The 20,101-nt window shown below is 57.5% G+C and carries 15 protein-coding genes; 10 read left to right on the plus strand and 5 right to left on the minus strand.

Annotated elements, in window-relative coordinates:
- The first annotated feature begins 26 nt into the window (after positions 1-26).
- From C1J02_RS20550 to C1J02_RS20580, 6 genes are all read left to right on the plus strand, one after another.
- Entirely contained in the window at positions 27-1,622 is a 1,596-nt protein-coding gene (locus C1J02_RS20550; protein WP_114880230.1) for an ABC transporter substrate-binding protein, read from the plus strand.
- Positions 1,623-1,694: 72 nt separating this feature from the next.
- Positions 1,695-2,696: an ABC transporter permease gene (locus C1J02_RS20555; protein ID WP_114880758.1), complete on the plus strand. Its 1,002-nt coding sequence runs from the start codon at positions 1,695-1,697 to the stop codon at positions 2,694-2,696.
- A complete protein-coding gene (locus C1J02_RS20560; protein ID WP_205389839.1) occupies positions 2,696-3,607 on the plus strand; it encodes an ABC transporter permease in 912 nt (303 codons plus the stop codon). The genes C1J02_RS20555 and C1J02_RS20560 overlap by 1 nt, the downstream gene beginning before the upstream one ends.
- The gene (locus C1J02_RS20565) at positions 3,607-4,464 is read left to right on the plus strand and encodes an ABC transporter ATP-binding protein (protein ID WP_114880759.1); all 858 of its coding nucleotides are present in this window, start codon (positions 3,607-3,609) and stop codon (positions 4,462-4,464) included. The genes C1J02_RS20560 and C1J02_RS20565 overlap by 1 nt, the downstream gene beginning before the upstream one ends.
- On the plus strand, positions 4,461-5,201 hold the full coding sequence (locus C1J02_RS20570) for an ABC transporter ATP-binding protein (RefSeq protein ID WP_114880232.1): 741 nt from the start codon (positions 4,461-4,463) through the stop codon (positions 5,199-5,201). Before C1J02_RS20565 ends, C1J02_RS20570 begins: the two co-directional genes overlap by 4 nt.
- Before the next feature lie 228 nt (positions 5,202-5,429).
- Positions 5,430-6,953, plus strand: a complete 1,524-nt coding sequence (locus C1J02_RS20580) for a malonyl-CoA synthase (RefSeq protein ID WP_114880234.1) — start codon at positions 5,430-5,432, stop codon at positions 6,951-6,953.
- 49 nt (positions 6,954-7,002) lie between these two features.
- Here the strand turns inward: C1J02_RS20580 and C1J02_RS20585 are convergent, their stop codons facing one another.
- The 5 genes from C1J02_RS20585 to C1J02_RS20605 form a co-directional block, all read right to left on the minus strand.
- On the minus strand, positions 7,003-7,977 hold the full coding sequence (locus tag C1J02_RS20585; protein ID WP_114880760.1) for a quinone oxidoreductase: 975 nt from the start codon (positions 7,975-7,977) through the stop codon (positions 7,003-7,005).
- A gap of 116 nt (positions 7,978-8,093) precedes the next feature.
- Complete coding sequence (locus C1J02_RS20590) at positions 8,094-8,681, minus strand: HutD family protein (RefSeq protein ID WP_114880235.1); 588 nt, start codon at positions 8,679-8,681, stop codon at positions 8,094-8,096.
- A gap of 43 nt (positions 8,682-8,724) precedes the next feature.
- Positions 8,725-10,941 carry a TRAP transporter permease gene (locus C1J02_RS20595; RefSeq protein ID WP_114880236.1) on the minus strand — a complete coding sequence of 739 codons (2,217 nt, stop codon included), beginning with the start codon at positions 10,939-10,941 and terminating at the stop codon, positions 8,725-8,727.
- 2 nt (positions 10,942-10,943) lie between these two features.
- Entirely contained in the window at positions 10,944-11,420 is a 477-nt protein-coding gene (locus C1J02_RS20600) for a DUF1850 domain-containing protein (RefSeq protein ID WP_114880237.1), read from the minus strand.
- The gene (locus tag C1J02_RS20605; protein WP_114880238.1) at positions 11,420-12,397 is read right to left on the minus strand and encodes a TAXI family TRAP transporter solute-binding subunit; all 978 of its coding nucleotides are present in this window, start codon (positions 12,395-12,397) and stop codon (positions 11,420-11,422) included. Before C1J02_RS20605 ends, C1J02_RS20600 begins: the two co-directional genes overlap by 1 nt.
- A 465-nt stretch (positions 12,398-12,862) precedes the next feature.
- On the opposite strand from C1J02_RS20605, the gene C1J02_RS20610 reads away from it, so the two are divergent.
- From C1J02_RS20610 to C1J02_RS20625, 4 genes are all read left to right on the plus strand, one after another.
- Complete coding sequence (locus C1J02_RS20610) at positions 12,863-13,918, plus strand: efflux RND transporter periplasmic adaptor subunit (protein WP_162798396.1); 1,056 nt, start codon at positions 12,863-12,865, stop codon at positions 13,916-13,918.
- Entirely contained in the window at positions 13,915-15,006 is a 1,092-nt protein-coding gene (locus tag C1J02_RS20615; protein ID WP_162798397.1) for an efflux RND transporter periplasmic adaptor subunit, read from the plus strand. Before C1J02_RS20610 ends, C1J02_RS20615 begins: the two co-directional genes overlap by 4 nt.
- Positions 15,003-18,050 carry an efflux RND transporter permease subunit gene (locus C1J02_RS20620; RefSeq protein WP_114880241.1) on the plus strand — a complete coding sequence of 1,016 codons (3,048 nt, stop codon included), beginning with the start codon at positions 15,003-15,005 and terminating at the stop codon, positions 18,048-18,050. The genes C1J02_RS20615 and C1J02_RS20620 overlap by 4 nt, the downstream gene beginning before the upstream one ends.
- Positions 18,051-18,251: 201 nt before the next feature.
- Positions 18,252-20,051, plus strand: a complete 1,800-nt coding sequence (locus C1J02_RS20625) for an NAD(P)/FAD-dependent oxidoreductase (RefSeq protein WP_114880242.1) — start codon at positions 18,252-18,254, stop codon at positions 20,049-20,051.
- Positions 20,052-20,101: the final 50 nt, after the last annotated feature.

Here is a 20,101-nt window from a genome sequence, read left to right on the forward strand (position 1 = left end):
GAAACGGAACAGGAGAGGTTCTTACGATGAATGCATTTAACAGACTACTGACGAGCGTTGCGATTGGCCTGGCGGTCAGCGTGACGTCGTTCTCAGCTCATGCTGAGACACCGGCAAACATGCTGGTGATCGCGCACCGCATCGACGATGTGACGACGCTGGACCCGGCAGAGAGCTTTGAGTTTGCCGGCTCCGACATCAGCCGCAATGTCTATAACAGGTTGGTCAATCTCGACCCGCTGGATTTGGCCGCAGGCTATAAACCTGATCTGGCAGAAAGCTGGGAAGTCTCTGAAGATGGCAAGACGATCACCTTCACGATGCGCGATGGTGTCTCGTTCCATTCGGGCAATCCGGTGCGGGCAGAAGATGCCGCTTTCTCGTTGCAGCGCGCCGTCATCCTGAACAAGACGCCAGCGTTCATCCTGACACAATTCGGATTTACGCCTGAGAATGTGGCCGAGACCATCAGGGCCGACGGCAACAAGCTGATGATCACCACGGACAAGAAATATGCGACGTCCTTTGTGCTGAACTGCCTGACGGCCACCATTGGCGGCATCGTCGACAAAGAGGTCACGATGGCCAACGAAGTTGATGGCGATATGGGCAACACTTGGCTGAAAACCAATTCAGCAGGCTCTGGTCCTTACAAGCTGGACGGCTGGAAGCCCAATGAAAGCGTGACACTGTCGTCGAACCCCGACTACTACGGCGGTGCCCCGGCGATGGAGCGTGTGATCGTCCGTCATGTCATCGAAAGCGCGTCCCAGCGTCTGCTGTTGGAGCGCGGCGACATCGACATCGCGCGTAACCTGAACCCAGAAGACATCGCAGGCGCAAGCGCAGCGGATGGGGTGAAGATCACGGATGAGTTGAAAGGCCGTCTGATGTATCTGGCGCTGAACCAGAAACATCCCGTGCTGTCGAAACCCGAAGTCCGTCAGGCGTTCAAATACCTGATCGATTACGAAGGCATGCGCGACAGCTTCCTCAAGGGTCAGTACACCATTCACCAGAACTTCCTGCCCGCGACATATCTGGGCGCATCCGAGGAAAACCCGTTTTCGTATAACATCGAAAAAGCCAAAGAACTTTTGGCAGCGGCGGGCGTGGAAAACCTTGAGGTCGAAATCGGCGTCCGTGAGGCGCAGGAACGCATCGAGATTGGTCAATCCTTCCAAAACGCTGCTGCATTGGCAGGCATCAAGGTGAACATCACCGTGGGTACCGCCAAGCAGATCCTTGCGCGGTATCGTGCGCGGGAACTGGATGTGTATCTGGGGGCCTGGGGACCGGACTATCCCGATCCACAGACCAATGCCGGCACCTTTGCCTATAACCCCGACAACTCGGACGAAGCCAATGCAACAGGCCTTCTGGCTTGGCGTACGGGTTGGGACGCGGGCGGTCTGACCGAAAAAGTCGACGCGGCAGTGACCGAAGGAGATCGCGACAAACGGGTGCAGATGTATCTGGATATTCAGGCAGAATTCCGGGAAATCTCTCCTTTTGTGATCATGTTCCAACAGATTGAGCAGTCCGCGTTGCGTGACAATGTGACCAACTGGTCCACTGGTCAGGCTGTGACATCGGCTGCTTACTGGCAGGTCACCAAGTAAGTGGCCCTTTCGGAGGACAACAATCAGAGGCGCCCCACGCGGGCGCCTCTGTCAGAGCAGGTTTGGCCGTTCTTGCGCACGACGCTGCTGACAGCAGGCTCTGTCGCGGTCACCATGCTTGGCCTTTTGTTCATCACATTCGTCATCGGTCGCGTCATGCCGATCGACCCGGTACTGGCCATCGTGGGCGAGCGGGCATCACAATCAACTTATGACGCGGTCTACTTTCAGCTGGGGCTGGACAAGCCGCTTGTCGTGCAATTTTTCTACTATCTCTGGGATGTGCTGCATCTGGATTTTGGCACCTCGCTTTTGAATGCACGCCCCGTCTCAGAGGACATCGCGCGCGTCTTTCCCGCCACCTTGGAACTCGCGACACTTGGGATAATCTTTGGCGTTGTGCTTGGCGTGCCCTTGGGTGTGCTGGCGGCTGTGCGCAAAGGCTCCTGGATAGATCAGATCGCCCGCGTTGTGGCGCTGGTTGGGTATTCCATGCCTATCTTCTGGTTGGGCCTGATGGGCCTTCTGGTTTTTTATGGCATTCTGGGGTGGGTTGGTGGACCGGGACGCGTTGGCATTTTTTACGTCGATGTGGTGCCAAGTGTGACGGGCATGATCCTTGTTGACGCCGCACTGGACGGAAACTGGGATGTCTTCAAAGATGCCTTTTCGCACATCGTACTGCCCGCGTCGCTGCTGGGTTACTATTCACTGGCCTACGTCAGCCGCATGACGCGGTCGTTCATGCTGGAACAACTCAGCGCGGAATATATCACTACCGCGCGGGTCAAAGGCATGTCTGAATGGGATGTCGTCTGGAAGCACGCTTTCAAGAATATTCGCGTGCAACTGATCACCGTGATTGCGTTGAGCTACGCGAACCTGCTCGAAGGCTCGGTGCTGACGGAAATCATCTTTTCCTGGCCGGGCATTGGCAGCTATATCACCACCGCCCTGCTGAGTGCGGACATGAATGCGGTCTTGGGTGGCACGGTCGTTGTTGGTCTCATTTTCATCCTGCTCAATATCTTCTCTGACCTGCTCTACAAGGTCTTCGATCCGAGGGCGAAATAATGGCCGACACACAGACTTTGCACCAATGGTTGGTCACCGAGACGCCTACATCCCGACGCCACGCCAAGCTGTCGGCGCTTTATCAGGGCTGGCTGTCGTTCAAGTCAAATACGATGGCGATGATTGGATTGGGGATACTTGTTGCCTTGGTCCTGATCGCCGCCGCCGCCCCAATCCTCGCACCGCATGACCCCTTCGTCCAAGACCTGGGCAACCGGCTCGCGCCGCTGTGGACGGACGGGCATGTCTTTGGCACGGACAGCCTTGGGCGCGATATTCTGTCCAGACTGATCTATGGTGCGCGGATCACGCTATATATTGTCGCCCTTGTGGCCTTGATCGCGCCAATTGCCGGTCTTCTGGTGGGCACCGTTTCGGGCTATGTCGGCGGCTGGACTGATACGGTTTTGATGCGCATCACCGACATTTTCCTGGCCTTCCCGCGTCTGGTTCTGGCACTGGCGTTCGTTGCCGCCCTTGGGGCCGGGATCGAAAATGCAGTGCTTGCAATCTCGCTGACGGCCTGGCCCCCTTACGCCCGCATTGCACGTGCGGAAACGCTGACAATCCGGTCGTCTGATTATATCAGTGCGATCAAATTGCAGGGTGCGGGGGCGCTCAGGATCATCACCAAACACATCTGGCCGCTGTGTATCTCGTCGCTTATTGTCAGGGTCACGCTGGACATGGCGGGCATTATCCTTGCCGCTGCCGGATTGGGTTTCCTTGGCCTTGGCGCGCAACCGCCCAGCCCGGAATGGGGCGCGATGATCTCTGAGGGGCGGCGCTTTATTTTGGATCACTGGTGGGTTGCGACTGTGCCGGGGCTGGCGATCTTTACGGTTTCGCTGGCTTTCAATTTATTGGGCGACGGGTTGCGTGACGTCCTTGACCCCAAGGCAGGTGAATGATGCAAACGCTTCTGGATGTGCAGAACCTTTGGGTGAAATTTCCTTCACGCCACGGCGTATTCGACGCAGTGCGCGGTGTGTCCTTTACCTTGGGCAGGGAACGTCTTGGTATCGTCGGCGAAAGCGGTTCGGGCAAATCAATGACCGGACGCGCCATTTTACGCCTGATCCGCCCCCCCGGTATTGTCGAGGCGGATCAGATCAGCCTTGACGGTGTGGACCTCCTCCAGAAGTCTGAAAAAGAGATGCGGGCGGTGCGCGGACAACGCATCAGCATGGTGATGCAGGACCCCAAATTCTCGCTCAATCCGGTGATGACCATCGGCGACCAGATCATCGAGGCCTACCGGTTGCATAACTCTGCGTCAAAATCCGACGCCTACAACAAGTCGCTTGAAATGCTCGAAGCTGTGTCAATCCGTGACGCCGAGCGGGTGATGCGCGCCTATCCTCACGAAATGTCTGGCGGCATGGGGCAACGGATCATGATTGCCATGATGCTGATCCCGAACCCGGAAATCCTGATCGCTGATGAACCGACCAGCGCCTTGGATGTGTCTGTGCAACGTCAGGTGCTCGACATCATGGACAAGCTGGTGAAAGAGCGCGGGATGGGCCTGATCTTTATTAGCCATGATTTGAATCTCGTGGCTGATTTCTGCGACCGGGTGCTGATCATGTATTCGGGCCGCATTGTCGAGGTTTGCGACGCTGACAAACTGCATGAGGCAAAGCACCCCTATACCCGTGGTCTGCTAAACTCGCTTCCACGGCTGGACGCACCAAGAGACCGGTTGGACGTGTTGCAGCGTGACCCGGAATGGTCTGTCACCCCAAGCGTGAGTGGCCGCATATGAACATGCTCGAAATCCGTGATTTGAACGTCTGGTTTGGCCGAAACCGCGACCGTGTCGACGCGGTGAAAGGTGCCACTTTCGACGTAGGTCTGGGCGAAAGTTTCGGACTTGTCGGTGAAAGCGGGTCAGGCAAATCGACGATACTGCGCGCCATAACCGGTCTTGCGCCAAATTGGTCGGGCGCAATCTCTGTTGAAGGTCAGACCATAGGTAAGAAGCGGCCCAAGGCCTTTTTCAAAACCGTGCAAATGGTGTTTCAGGACCCCTACGCCTCGCTGCACCCGCGTCATTCCGTTGATCAGGTTCTGGGCGAAACGCTGCACCTGCACGGGTTCAAAGACATAGATGGTCGCGTGGTGAAATTGCTCGACGATGTGGGGCTGGGTCAGAAGTTTCGCTTCCGCTATCCCCATCAATTGTCTGGTGGTCAGCGTCAGCGTGTGGCAATTGCCCGCGCGCTTGCACCGGAACCCAGTCTGCTGCTTCTGGATGAACCGACGTCCGCATTGGATGTGTCGGTGCAGGCCGAAATCCTGAATTTGCTGGCGGATCTGAGGGCAGATCGGGATTTGACCTATTTGATGGTGTCACATGATCTATCCGTCGTCGGACATATGTGTGATCGGCTTGCCGTCATGAAAGACGGTGAAATCGTCGAGATTCTAGGCGTGGACGCGCTTCGGGCTATGAAAGCGGTCCAGCCCTATTCACAACAACTGCTCGCGGCGTCACTTTAGTTGAGGACAGGTGCCGGTTCGGGTCCACGCAACAGCGCCGCGACCTGTTTGAGGCAATGCGGCCAAATGGGCGGCACCGAACCGCAGGGCGCAATCTGGCGGCGACGATGGTGAACCTCCTTAGGGACCAGCCTGAAGGTGGCATATTCTTCTGCATTGCGCTCTTTGACGCGCAAGGCGATAACTAACAGCGCCTGGAAACGAACGCCTGACAAACTGGGAAGTGCTATGGCCAATCTGCTTTATGATGCTCTGTTTGGGTGCCATGCTGGAAAATCGACACCCTTCCTGCATTTGGCAAATGCACCGACGCTGACCCATGATGCCTTTCTGCGCATGGCAGCGCGCTATGCCCAGGCGATAACGACGCTGGGCTTGGCACCCGGCGATCGGTTGGCGGCACAGGTTGAAAAGTCGCCCGAGGCCTTGGCCGTCTATGCCGCCTGCGTTCAAACCGGCGTCATCTTTTTACCGCTCAACACCGGGTATACAGCGGCAGAACTGGACTATTTCATCGGCAATTCCGGCGCAAAGCTTGTGCTGGCAACGGACAAGGCCAAAGCAGCACTCACCCCGGTTACCGACGCTTATGGCGCAACGCTTAAGACCCTCAATCCAGATGGCACAGGCAGCTTTATCGATATGTCCGCAGGCCTGCCCGATACATTTGAAACCGTTAGCCGCACTGCCGACGACCTCGCGGCGTTCTTGTATACCTCAGGCACCACAGGCCGATCCAAAGGGGCGATGCTGACGCAGGCCAATCTGCTGTCTAACGCGCAGACGCTGGCAGATTATTGGCGGTTCACCGATGCTGATGTCTTGCTGCATGCTTTGCCGATCTTTCACACCCACGGGCTTTTTGTGGCCACCAACACGACACTGTTGGCGGGTGGGTCAATGATCTTTTTGCCCAAATTGGATGTGGATCAGATGATCGCCCATATGCCAAAGGCCACCACGATGATGGGCGTGCCAACCTTTTACACGCGGCTGCTTGACGACGAAAGATTTACCGCCGAACTGACCGCGCATATGCGGCTTTTTGTGTCCGGTTCCGCGCCTTTGCTGGCCGAAACACATGTCCGGTTTGAAAAGCGTACCGGTCACCGCATCCTTGAACGATATGGCATGACCGAGACCAATATGAACACCTCGAACCCCTATGATGGTGAACGTCGCGCCGGGACGGTCGGCTTTCCGCTTCCCGGCGTGGATCTCAAAATCACCGATCCTGCAACCGGTGAAAAGGTCGCGCAAGGCGAGATTGGCCAGATCGAAGTACGCGGGCCAAACGTGTTCAAAGGGTATTGGCAGATGCCCGAAAAGACGGCTGAAGAGCTGCGCAGCGATGGTTTCTTTATCACTGGTGATCTGGGCCTGATCGACGCCGATGGCTATGTGACGATTGTCGGACGCAACAAAGACCTGATCATCTCTGGCGGCTACAACATCTATCCCAAAGAGATTGAGCTGATCCTGGACGACCAACCCGGTGTGCTGGAAAGCGCTGTTATCGGTGTGCCGCACCCGGACTTTGGTGAAAGCGTAATCGGGTTGCTGGTGGCTGAACCTGGTGCCGATCTTTCAACCGACAATATCATGGCCGCATTGGGCAAACAACTTGCACGGTTCAAACAGCCCAAGAAACTTGTCGTGATGGATGCGTTCCCGCGCAACACCATGGGCAAGTTACAAAAGAATATTCTGCGCGATCAGTTCGCTGATGTTTTTGCCGGGACCCACACCTGAAATTGCCAACAGAGGGCGGGCATGACCGATCGCGGCATTCCGCGGTGCCCTAAATTTCCAGCACAGTGGATCCAGTTGTCTTGCGCGCCTCCAAGGCTTCATGCGCTTTTGCCACATCTCGCAGGGCGAACCGCTGCCCGATGTTGATCTTCACGTCTCCGGCCAGCACTTTTTCGCTAAGGTGTTTTGCCATCGCCTGACAGGTTGCGTGGTCACCAATATGGGTGAACAGTGTTGGACGGGTTATTTTCAGCGACCCTTTTTTCCCAAGAATGCCAACGTCGAAGGGCGGCACCGGCCCAGATGCATTTCCGAAACTGATCATCATGCCAAGCGGCTTCAGGGATTCGAGCGATCCGTCGAACGTGTCCTTGCCGACCGCGTCCATCACCACATCGACACCTTTGTCGCCGGTCAGACTGCGCACTTGCGCCACCCAATCACCACTGCGGTAGTTCAGGCAATAAGTTGCGCCATGATCCAACGCGAGCTGGCATTTCTCGTCCGTTCCCGCAGTGCCGATCAGGGTGATCCCTTCGGAGCGCGCCCATTGGCAGGCCAAAAGGCCCACGCCACCGGCCGCCGCATGAAACAATACCGTATCCCCTGACTTCAACGGCGTGGTGCGGTGAAAGAGATATTCCACCGTCATGCCCTTGAGCATCATCGCGGCCCCTTCCTCGAAAGAGATACCATCGGGCAGCGGACAGACCTGAGCGGCAGGCATCACACGTGCCTCAGTGTAGGCACCCGGGGGGTTCGACGCATAGGCAGCACGATCACCGACTTTCAGATGGGTCACCCCCTCGCCCACGGCTTCAATCACACCTGCGGCTTCCATGCCCATCGCATGGGGCAATTGCATCGGATAAAGCCCGGTACGCTGGTACACATCGATGAAATTCAGACCGACCGCTTTGTGCGCGATGCGGACCTCACCTTTCCCCGGTTCACCAACTTCGACGTCCACCAATTTGAATTGCTCTGGTCCGCCATGCGCCTCAATTATTGCCGTAAGTGCCATCATTCATCCTCCCAGTGTTGCCATTAGCAAGAGGGCAATTCTATCGTGATGTCCAATGTTTTAGGATCACGATTTGCCAAACAGGCGTCTTTTGGTCGCAACGAGAGAGCATCGCCTTAGCGCTTGCCAATGCAGAGCTTAACGTCGTCACTCTGGTCCAGATAGCGAAGTCTTATTTCAAGCATGGCGTCCCCATCGCCCAGGCTCAGTGCCGCATCTGCTTCATCAAAAAATGCGGTATCGCCAGTGGTCAGTTGCGCCGCATTCATCGTTGGACCACCTGACAGCACATGAAACGCGACAATGCCGGATGCGGGGCGCAAAATGACCTGTTCAAATGGCCCCCTGCGCAGGATTACGTCCCCTTCGCAAAAGGTCGGATCAAACATCAAGTTCAGATCGGTCAAAGGGCCTTTTGTGAGGCGTGAGTTGATCCTCAGGCTTCCATCAAATCGCAATGGATTCCACAATTCTGCATCCAGCGTACCGTTTGCGTGCTCCAACACCATATCACCCCCAGAAACCACAGTCAGTATGCGGATAAATCCGGTAAAGTCTGAAAAGGCACCGTCTTGTGCAACATCCGCGCGGCTTATCCTCCAGACAACATGTTGATCTGTGATGCCGGTGGCAATTTCGCGCGTCGTGCCGCCACCATTTTTCCAAGGCACCTCTATCAGGTCGGCGGCTCTTAGAATGCGCATCTGGTCGCTCCTGTTCAGCCCTCAAGGATCGGCATCTGGCCCGTCAACTCAGCGCTGGCATCTCCTTTTGGGTGTTGCGCAGAAGGATCGCCAGGACCAGCGCACTGCCGATGGCCATTGCCAGCCACGAGGTCGAGATAAGCAGCAGTCCCCCAATGGTCAGTGCAACTTTGTCCAGCACGTTCAGAGGTGCTTTGAAAAAGCCGATATAGGCGGCAGAAAGCGCAATAATACAGACAATCCCACTGATCAGCGCGGCAACAAATTCGATGAGCGAAAAGTCAACGAACAGCAAGCTGGGTGCGTAAATGAACATGAACGGCACCAGCGCCTTGCCCATGGACAGTCGAAATGCCGTCATGCCGGTCTGCATCGGGTCAGAGCGCGCGAGGCCAGCCGCGGCATAGGCAGCAAGAGCAACCGGCGGTGTCACATCGGCCAGAACGCCGAAGTAAAACACAAAGAAATGCGTGGCGATGAGCGGGATATCGAATTCCATCAGCGCGGGGGCCGCGATAGAGGCAAGGATGATGTAAGTCGGTGTCGTCGGGATGCCCGCGCCCATGATAATACAGGCGATTGCGACGAATACGAGACCAAAGAACAGCGCCATGCTTTTTTCATTCAACAGTCCGGTAAAATCTATCGCGGTCATGAAGCCCGCCAGATCATAGGCCAGTTCCACCACCGCAGCGGAGAACTTAAACCCCAGTCCGGTCAGCGTCGTGATCCCAAGAAGAAAACCGACGCACGCGCAGGCGGCCCCGATGGCGAGCGCAAATTTCGCACCATCCTCAAACCCGCGCACAAGGCGCGGTGGGGTCAGCACGGTATCCATATCCATCGACGTATTGCCAACCGCCCGCATCAGCAGCGGCACATAGGAAAACACGATTGTCAGGATGATGCCCCAGAAGGCCGCCAAAAACGGCGTGTATTGCATCAACAGCAACGCCACCATGACACCCAACGGCACGAACAAATGCCATGATTTGCGCAACACCGCCTTGAATTGAGGGATTTTGTCGGCGGACAATCCAGCCAGGCCAAGGCGCTTGGCCTCGAGATGGACCATCAACATGATCGCCAGATAATGAAAGGCGGCGGGGATGATGGCGATCAGGATGATCTCGTTATACGGCACGCCCAGCATTTCGGTCATCACAAAGGCCGAGGCCCCCATGATCGGGGGCGTGACCTGCCCGCCGCAGGATGCCGACGCTTCGATGGCACCCGCGAAACGGGGCGTAAATCCGGATTTCTTCATCAGTGGAATTGTGAACGCCCCTGTCGTCACCGTATTGGCGATCGGAGAGCCAGAGATCATGCCAAAAAAGCCCGAAGACACTACAGACACCTTTGCACTGCCGCCCGACGCACGGCCCGCGACGATTGTGGCAAGGTCGATGAAAAGTTGGCCCAGACCGCTCATCTGGGCAAGAATACCGAACAGTACGAAATGGAAAACGTAGGTCGCCACAACACCGACGGCGACGCCATAGATGCCTTCGGTACCGACATAAAGATGGTTGATGATGCGCAGGATGTTGTAACCACGGTGGCCCATGATGCCGGGCATGTAGGGGCCAAACATAGCATAAATGATGCAGAACACGCCGATGAAGGCAAGCGTCGGTCCCATGGTGCGGCGCGTCGCCTCAAGCGTCATGACGATGGCGATAAAGCCCATCATGTATTCCTGCGGGCGCGGTGACCCCACGTTTTCAATGAACACATCGCGAAAGAAGACCACCAGGTAAAGCGAGAAACCGGCACCGAGGATGGCAAAAAGCCAGTCCCGCAACGCGACCTTACTGCCCGGCAACCCGCGCCCCTTGATGGGCAGGGTCAGCACGGTCAACAACACCATAGCAGCGGCGAAGGCATAGGTGAGCGCGGTGGGCGGAAGCGCCCTTACCAGATCGTAAATGATGTAGAGGTAAAAGGCCCCGAAAATTGCACTGTCAATCCACAGGCGGCGCGTTGGTTCGGCGCGGCGGCGTGGAAAAACCAGAAACACCAGCCCCATCACAAAGGTCAGATGGATGGTGCGGTGCGTGACTTCGTTCAGCAGACCAAAACCAGCGGTGTAGACATGAAAGAGCGACAGCGTGACGCAAGCGATCGTGACAAGCCAGGCAACCGCGCCCTTAAGGTCGCGAAAATTCGATTCTGAATCGTATTCACGCACCAGCGCTTCGATTTCATCGGGTGTCAGTTCGCGATCATCAGGAGCTGCGGTGTGCGTTGTGTCAGACATAATTACTCCGAAGGTTCACAGGCCGCGATCCGAAGGGCGACATGACCCAGTGATGCAAGCGCAATAGATTGGCCATTGATATGCAGGGTATTTTCGTATTCGGGCTGAACCCGCACAATCATCGCACCGATGGGACGTTCAAGGTCAAGGATGAAATGGCCATTCTCGTGCCGCCATCCGGTTGCGTGCATCTCATTTGTCGTGGACGGCAGGCCAGCGCCGTGCGCTTTGAAAATTTCCGCCGTCTGGATGATTTGCCCTGCAGCGATCTCGTAGGTATCCACAACAGGTGTGCGCGAGACGGAATGGATGAACCCCAATGCAAAGGTCCCGCCGGGGTCAAGCGGATAGGTCTTCACTATCTCGTTCGACGGATGGCTGTTCAGGCACAAAGAGGGGTCCGAACGGGCCGCGTCAGGCAAGGTCAGGATGGCCAAAAAGGCCACCCCAAAGGCACCAAAAGTGCCATGTGTCGACATCACTTGATGCCTTTCTCCACATAATATTTCTCGGCACCCGGATGCAGTGGCACCGACACGCTTTCCAATGCCTTTTCAAGCGAGATTTCCTTACCCTTCGGGTGCACGTTACCCAAAGTTTCAGTGTTCTCGTAAAGCGCCTTGGTCACCGCATAGATGATGTCGTCCGGCACATCCGCATGGGTTGCCCAGATCGCCCGCACGGCGAGCGTTTCAACATCATTGTCCTGACCCTTGTAGGTACCGCCTGCGAGGATCGCATTCGCGTAATACGGCTGAGTTTCCTGCAATTTCACAATCGCGGGCCCGTTCAAAGGCACGATGCGGATGTCATGACCGTTGGCCAGATCAGTGACCGACGACGTGGGCGAACCTGCGGTGATCAAAGAGGCGTCGAGGTTGCCGTCCTTGATCTTGTCCACCGACTGCGAGAACGACGAAAAGTCTTCGGTGACGTCTTCGCGGGTCATGCCATGCGCGATCATCAGGTCACCCAGCAACTGCCATTGGCCGGACCCCGGAGAGCCCGAAGAGATGGTCTTGCCCTTGAGGTCCGCGAATGTCTCGATCCCTGAATCGGCGCGCACAACAAGCTGAACCGTCTCGGGGTAAAGTGCGCCGATGGCGCGGATGCTCTCGGCCTTTTCTCCCTCGAACTGGTTCACGCCCTTATAGGCGGCGTCCAGAATATCCGCCGCGACAAAGGCAGATTCGATTTCGGCACGGCCAAGAAGCTGCGCGTTGGCGACAGATGCATTACCGGTCTCGGCGGTAGCCGACAGTTTGGTATCTGGGATTTCCGCCGTGTTCGAGATCAGCTGCGCCAGCATGCCACCCAAAGGATAATAAGTACCCCCGGTGCCACCGGTTGCGATACCGAAAAACACCCGCTCTGCAGCAAAGGCGGGCAAGGTGGTCAAATGCAGCAGCGGTGCTGCAGCGACGCCACTCATAAAGATACGACGTGAAAGTTTCATAGTATTCCCTCTAGTTGGCAGCCTGCTTATGACAGACCCGATGCCCGGGCCGCTGGCAGACAGAATTACGCGCCAGATCATTTTTCCTCGCGAGAAACACATGTTCGCGAGAATCCGGCGGTATGTCTAGCGATTAAACCAAAGGGCCAGACTGATGAATTTGCCGAAGCATGTGAGGCAAGTTTGAACCGGCCATTTTTTCCACCCGGCAATCGACCCAACCGGCACAATTGAGATGATCCTGGCATGAGCGGCGGCAAAATGGGTTTGAAACTGACACTTTGTTGTGGCGTTCATGCATCCGTAACAGGCGTGCCTGAACTACTCGGCGCAGAAAGCATCTGGCCAAAGTGAACTGATTAGTTTAGTTTACGTATTATAGAACTACCCTTCACATTCCGCCGGGCTCTTGCGGTTGCCGCGTTGTGGCCCTTTACTGTTCCGACCAATTTCCCGATGAGGTTTATGATGATTTCCGGACGGACGTTATTTGCCAGCCTCATCTTTTCCCTGCCTGTCTATGCTGAGACACCGCTGGCCGTGAACGTCGTCGTCGCCCAAAGCGTGGAAGATGTGCGCGTTAATGCCCTCATTGGCGAAATCGTGGCCCGCAACACGCTGACCGCATCATTTCCCGCAGGCGGTCGGCTTGCCAGCGTCGATGTTGAACAGGGCGACAAGGTTGCCGCCGGGGCGGTGCTGGCGCGAATGGAATCGGTGCGACAGGAACAAGCCCTGCGTGCGGCAGAGGCAGGTGTTGCAACGGCGCAGGCTGATTTCCGTCAGGCCCAGGCAGACCTTGTGCGCCAGAATGCCTTGATCGAACGCGGTGCCACAACCCGCATCGCCCGCGACGCAGCCGAAGATGCGCTGACCATCTCAGAAGGGGTGCTGGCACAGGCGCAGGCTGATTTCGATCAGGCGCGCAAGGCGCTGGACGATACCGTTTTGCTGGCCCCCGCCGCCGCCGAAGTCACGGACCGGATGGGCGAACCGGGTCAGGTTCTGGGCGCGGCACAACCGGTTGTCAAACTGGCGCTTGGAACCGACCTTGATGCGATATTTGATGTGCCAGAGGCATTGTTAACAAGCGAAACACATTCCGAGACGATCCAGCTTGATCTGCTCGATTCCACCGACGCTGGCTTTTCCGGAACAGTACGCGAGGTCTCGCCGCTGGTCGATGCCTCAACAGGCACGGTTGAGGTGACTGTGAGCGTTCAGGATGCCCCGGCGGGTGCCAGCTATGGCGATGCCGTGCGCGGTACCGTGCGGCTGCAGGTCGATGACCGGATGGCCCTGCCCTTTACCGCGATGTCAGCCACCAAGGACGGGCCCGCCGTCTGGGTGGTCAATCCCGAAACGCGAACTGTCTCGCTGCAGCAGGTCGATATTGACCGTTTCGAGACAGCCCGCATGATTTTGAAGGCCGGGCTGGAGGAAGGCACTATCGTCGTCACCGACGGGGCGCAATTGCTCTATCCTGGCCGGACTGTCACCTATCAGGAGCCCACAAAGTGAAACTGCTGCTGCTCGCACCAATCCTGCTTGTGACCGCTCTGCCGCTTGGGGCTGCCGAAAACACGGGCGGGCCAAAAGGCCTGCCCCAAATCGACACGCCGCGGCCGGTCATCTCGGATATTGTCAGCCTGTCGGCGTCGGCCCGCGCCAGCTTTGTCGGGGTTGTTGCTGCCAAGACCGAGATCGATCTGGGGTTTCCTGTGCATGGCACACTTGCCGCGCGGCTGGTGGATACCGGCGATATTGTCATCGGTGGTGATCTGCTTGCGCAGCTTGACCCGGAAGATTTTGACGCCGATGTGCGCGCCGCCGAGGCAGGTGTCGCTGTCGCGGTGGCCAATCTGCGATCTGCAACCGATGCGCAGAACCGGGCCAAGCAACTGGCCGGACGTGGCGTCGATGCTGCCACCCGCCTCGAAGACACCGACCGCGCATTGACCGCTGCACAGGCACGCCACGATCAGGCGCTTGCCTCGCTTGCCAGTGCGCGTGAAATCCGCAATTACGCCGCGCTGCGTGCCCCGCAGGATGGCGTCATCACCAGCGTGCATGCCGAAGCCGGGGCGACACTGGCAGCGGGCGAGGTGATTGTGACGCTGGCCGGGGCCCGTGGCCGCGAGGTCGTGATCGACCTGAGTGAGCAGGATGTGGCGAACTTTGACATCGGCGCGCCTTTTACGGCTGAACTGATCGCCATTCCCGGCATGACTGCCACCGCCGTGCTGACGCGGATTGATCCAGTTGCCGAACGCAGCACCCGCACCCGCCGCCTGCACCTGTCGCTGGATCAGTCCGCAGCCGACGGTTTCAGATTGGGGGCATTGGCGGTGGTGACGCCCGACGCACAGGCCGATGGCGTGCTGAGCCTGCCGCGCAGCGCGATTTTGACCCCTGAAACAGCACCGCACATCTGGGTTGTGGACCGCAGCACCAACACCGTCCACGCCCGCCCCGTAACACTGGGCGAGGATTTCGGCGGCCGCATCCGCGTCGCACAGGGCCTCAAGGTCGGGGATGAAGTCGTGCTGAAAGGCATTCATTCGTTGAAGGACGGGCAAGTCGTTGGCCCGCAGGTCGCATTGCCATGAAATCGTTCAACCTGTCCGACTGGGCACTCAAGCACCGGTCATTCGTTTGGTTTCTAATGATCATTTCTTTGGTGGCCGGGGCGCTTTCCTATGTGAATATCGGGCGCGAGGAAGATCCTGATTTCTCGATCAAGACGATGATCATTCAGGCCGCCCTGCCCGGTGCCTCCACGACGGAAACATTGCGACAAGTCACTGACCGGATTGAGAAAAAGCTCGAAGATCTCGAATCGCTGGATTTCACCCGGTCCGTCACTGGGCCGGGGCTTGCGATTGTCTATGTCGAACTGCTGCCCACAACAAAGGCCGATCAATTGCCCCGTATCTGGCAGACCGTGCGCAATTATATGGGCGACATCAGGGGCGAGTTTCCACAGGAATTTGCGGGCTTTCAGTTCAATGACAACTTTGGCGACGTGTTTGGCAATATCTACGCTTTCACCTCCGACGGCTATTCCCCACGGGAAATGCGCGATTACGTCGAACGGGTGCGGCGCGCCGTTCAGGCGCTGGATGATGCCGGCAAGGTCGAGATTTTTGGCGTTCGGGAAGAGACCATTTATCTTGAGTTTTCGACCGAGCGGCTGGCGGCACTTGGGCTGAACCAACAGGCGGTGCTGAACACCCTGTCAGCACAGAATGCAATTATTCCATCCGGGGTCATCGACGCCGGTGATGAACAGGTCCTTGTGCGGGTCGGCGGCCAGTTTGAGGGCACCGAAAGCCTTGAAGACATCAATCTGCGTGTGGGTGAGCGGTTCTTTCGCCTGACGGATGTGGCCGACATCAAGCGCGGGTATGTCGATCCGCCCTCGACCATGTTCCGCTATAACGGCACCGAAGCCATGGGCCTGTCGGTAGGGATGCGCAAAGGGGCCAATATCATCGATTTCGGCGCTGAGTTGACGGCGGTGATGACACTGGCGCAGGCCGATATGCCAATTGGGATCACCATTCATCAGGTCGCCGATCAACCCCATGTGGTGGACGAGGCGGTGGGACATTTCATACAGGCACTGATCGAGGCGGTGCTGATCGTGCTTGCGGTCAGCTTTATCAGTCTGGGCGTGCGAGCGGGTCTGGTTGTGACCATCACCATTCCCTTGGTGCTGGCGATTACCTTTGTGATCCTCGACTACTACGGCATCACCCTGCAGCGGATATCGCTTGGAGCGCTGATCATTGCGCTTGGCCTTTTGGTCGATGACGCGATGATCGCGATTGAAACGATGATCTCCCAGCTTGAAAAGGGCGAAACACTGACGCGCGCCGCGTCCTATGCGTGGACCTCGATCGCGGCACCGATGCTGACCGGCACGCTGATCACTGTCGCAGGTTTTATCCCGATCGGGCTGAACACATCGGCGGCGGGGGAATTCACGTTCTCGCTCTTTGTGGTGATTGCTGTTTCGCTGCTGATCTCCTGGATCGTTGCGGTGCTTTTTGCGCCGCTTTTAGGGGTCACGCTGCTGCCTGCCAAGATGAAAGCGCACGATGCCGGGCCGGGCCGTCTGCGCCGTGGATTTCACCGCATCTTACACAGCGCCATGCGTTTTCGCTGGCTGACCATCATGGCCACCGTTGTGGTCTTTGGCGGGGCCATCTGGGGAATGCGTTTTGTCGAGAACCAGTTCTTCCCCAACTCTGACCGACCCGAGTTGCTGGTGGATTTCACCTTGCCGCAAAACGCGTCTATCACCGCCACGCAAACGCAAATGGACCGCATGGAGCGCCATCTGGAAGGCAACGACCATGTGCTGTTCTGGTCTTCCTATGTCGGGCGTGGTGCGCCACGGTTCTTGCTGTCGTTCAATGTTCTGACACCCGGGGCCAATACCGGACAGATCGTTATTCAAACCCCCTCAGTTCAGGACCGCGATGCCCTGCGCACCCAACTCAGAGAGATTGCCGCACAGGAGTTTCCCGGGACCGACATCTACGTCAAGCTGCTTGAGATCGGGCCGCCGGTGGGACGTCCGGTGCAATACCGTCTGAGCGGACCGGACACCGACGTGGTACGCGATACCGCGCGCGACCTTGCTGCGCTTATGGCCACAGATGACCGATTGACCAGCATTGTGATGGACTGGAACGAACCGGCGCGGGTGATCCGGGTCAACATCCTGCAAGACAAGGCACGACAACTGGGCATTTCCGCCGCCGACATCGCGGGCGCGTTAAACGCGATCTATGATGGCACCCAGATCACGCAGCTGCGCGATGCCACGTACCTTGTGGATATTGTGGCGCGTGGCGCGCCCGATGACCGCACATCGGTAGAGGCGCTGGCGAACTTGCAACTGAACGCAACCGACGGCGCGGTCATTCCGCTGCGTGCCGTTGCCACCTTTGATTTCGGCACCGAACAACCCGTGATCCATCAACGTGACCGGATGCCAACGATCACCGTCAAGGCCGCCATTGCCACCGATGATCAGCCAGACACCATTGCAAACGATCTGGCTGACAAGATCGCCGATTTTCGCGCCGCCCTGCCCTTTGGCTACAGCGTCGTTGTGGGCGGCACTGTTGAATCCAGTGCGGACAGTCAGGGCCCGATTGCCGCCGTGGTGCCATTGATGATGTTGATCATGCTGTCGCTGATCATGGTGCAGATGCAGGGATTCCGTCTGACGTTTGTTGTGCTTTGCGTCGCACCTCTGGGCCTGATCGGTGTGGTGGCCGCGCTGGTGCCTTCCGGTGCGCCGTTGGGCTTTGTGGCGATCCTGGGGGTGTTGGCGCTGGTCGGCATCCTGATCCGCAATTCGATCATTCTGGTGCATGAGATCGAAGAGCTGTGCCGCGCCGGGCGCAGCCAGTGGGATGCGGTATTCGAGGCGTCGGACAGTCGCGCGCGACCAATCCTGTTGACCGCCGCTGCCGCCAGCCTTGCGCTGATCCCGATTTCGCGACAGATTTTCTGGGGGCCGATGGCCTATGCGATGATGGGGGGTATCATCGCCGGCACAGTGATCACTCTGGTCTTTGTTCCGGCACTTTATCTGGCAGTCTTCCGGGTCAAAGCACCCGCGAGCGACGCATAGGCGCGGTCGCTTTTCCGCCACCGGAACCGTTCAGAAAGTCAAAGACGCGGGGTTGTGACATGGGCCAGGACATTCAAATCATGAGCCCTGAGACAAGGTATTTGACCCCAAGCTTGCCAAAATCCAACACCGCCGCTTAGGATTGCTGAAAATTTAAGACGTATCCGCAACATAATTGAATAGTGAGATCGGGAGGATAAGATGCTTGATACCAATGCAGACGCCCAGGTGGAACAGGTTCTTGGAGCGCTTAATGAGGCGATGATCGCAGGCGATGCCGCGGCCGCGGCAAATCTTTTTACAGATGATTGTTATTGGCGCGATCTGGTGACCTTTACCTGGAATATCAAAACACTGGAGAGTAAAGAGGCGATTGCCGATATGCTGACGTCGCAACTGTCCTCCGTTGAACCTGAAGGCTGGCGTATCGCCGACGGAGAAGTCGCCACCGAGGATGGCGGCATCACCACGGCCTGGATCAGCTTTGAGACCGCTGTGGCGCGCGGGTACGGATTGATCCGCCTGCGTGACGGGTTGATCTGGACGCTGCTGACGTCGATGGTCGAACTCAAGGGTCACGAAGAACCGCTTGGCATGGACCGCCCCATGGGGGCCAAACACGGCGCAGGAAAACACCGCCCCACCTGGAAGGAAGAGCGCGAAAAAGAGACCGCAGAGCTTGGCTACGAAACCCAACCCTATACCGTCATCATCGGCGGCGGTCAGGGCGGCATCGCGCTCGGCGCGCGGCTGCGCCAGCTTGGCGTTCCGACGATCATCATCGAAAAAAACGACCGCCCCGGCGACAGCTGGCGCAACCGCTACAAGTCTCTCTGTCTGCATGATCCGGTGTGGTATGACCATCTGCCCTATCTGCCCTTTCCGCCCAACTGGCCGGTGTTCGCGCCCAAGGACAAGCTTGGCGACTGGCTTGAGATGTATACAAAGATCATGGAGCTCAATTACTGGACGCGCACCACCTGCGAGAGCGCCAGCTTTGACGAGGCCAAAAAGGAATGGACCGTCACCGTCAACCGCGATGGCAAAAAAGTTATCCTCAAGCCCAAGCATCTGGTCTTTGCCACCGGCATGTCCGCCAAGGCCAACATGCCCAAACTGCCGGGTATGGACACCTTCAAGGGTGACCAGCACCATTCGTCCCAACACCCGGGGCCCGATGCCTATAAAGGCAAGAAGGCAGTGGTCATTGGCTCCAACAATTCCGCCCACGACATCTGTGCGGCGCTGTGGGAAAACGATGTGGATGTCACCATGGTGCAGCGTTCGACAACCCATATCGTGCGCTCTGAACCGCTGATGGAGATCGGCATCGGCGATCTCTATTCTGAACGTGCGGTGGCCTCTGGCATGACCACCAACAAGGCCGATATGATTTTTGCTTCGCTGCCTTACGCTATCCTCCACGAGTTTCAGATCCCCGTCTATGACAAGATCAAAGAGGTGGATGCCGATTTCTATGCAGGGCTGGAAAAGGCAGGCTTCCAGCTTGACTGGGGCTCGGATGGCTCCGGGCTGTTCATGAAATATCTGCGCCGCGGCTCGGGCTATTACATTGATGTGGGTGCCAGCCAGCTGATCATTGACGGCAAGATCAAACTTGCCCACGGGCAGGTCACCGAGGTCGTCGAAGACGGTGTGATCCTTGATGACGGCACCAAGCTGGAGGCCGATGTGATCGTCTATGCCACGGGCTATGGTTCAATGAATGGCTGGGTCGCTGACATCGTTGACAAAGCGACCGCTGATAAGGTCGGCAAATGCTGGGGTCTTGGTTCTGACACGCCCAAGGATCCCGGCCCGTGGGAAGGTGAACAGCGCAATATGTGGAAGCCGACCCAGCAAGAGGCGCTTTGGTTCCATGGCGGCAACCTGCACCAGTCGCGCCACTATTCGCAGTTCCTGTCCCTGCAAATCAAGGCGCGGATGGAAGGCATCGACACGCCTGTCTATGGCCTGCAAGAGGTCCACCACAAAGGTTGATTGCACCGGGGCCCCGGGTGCACGGGGCCCCCTGTCGCTACATGCACGCA

Origin of the sequence: Sulfitobacter sp. SK011 (genome assembly GCF_003352065.1) — a bacterium.
In the GTDB taxonomy this organism is placed as follows: Bacteria; Pseudomonadota; Alphaproteobacteria; order Rhodobacterales; family Rhodobacteraceae; genus Sulfitobacter.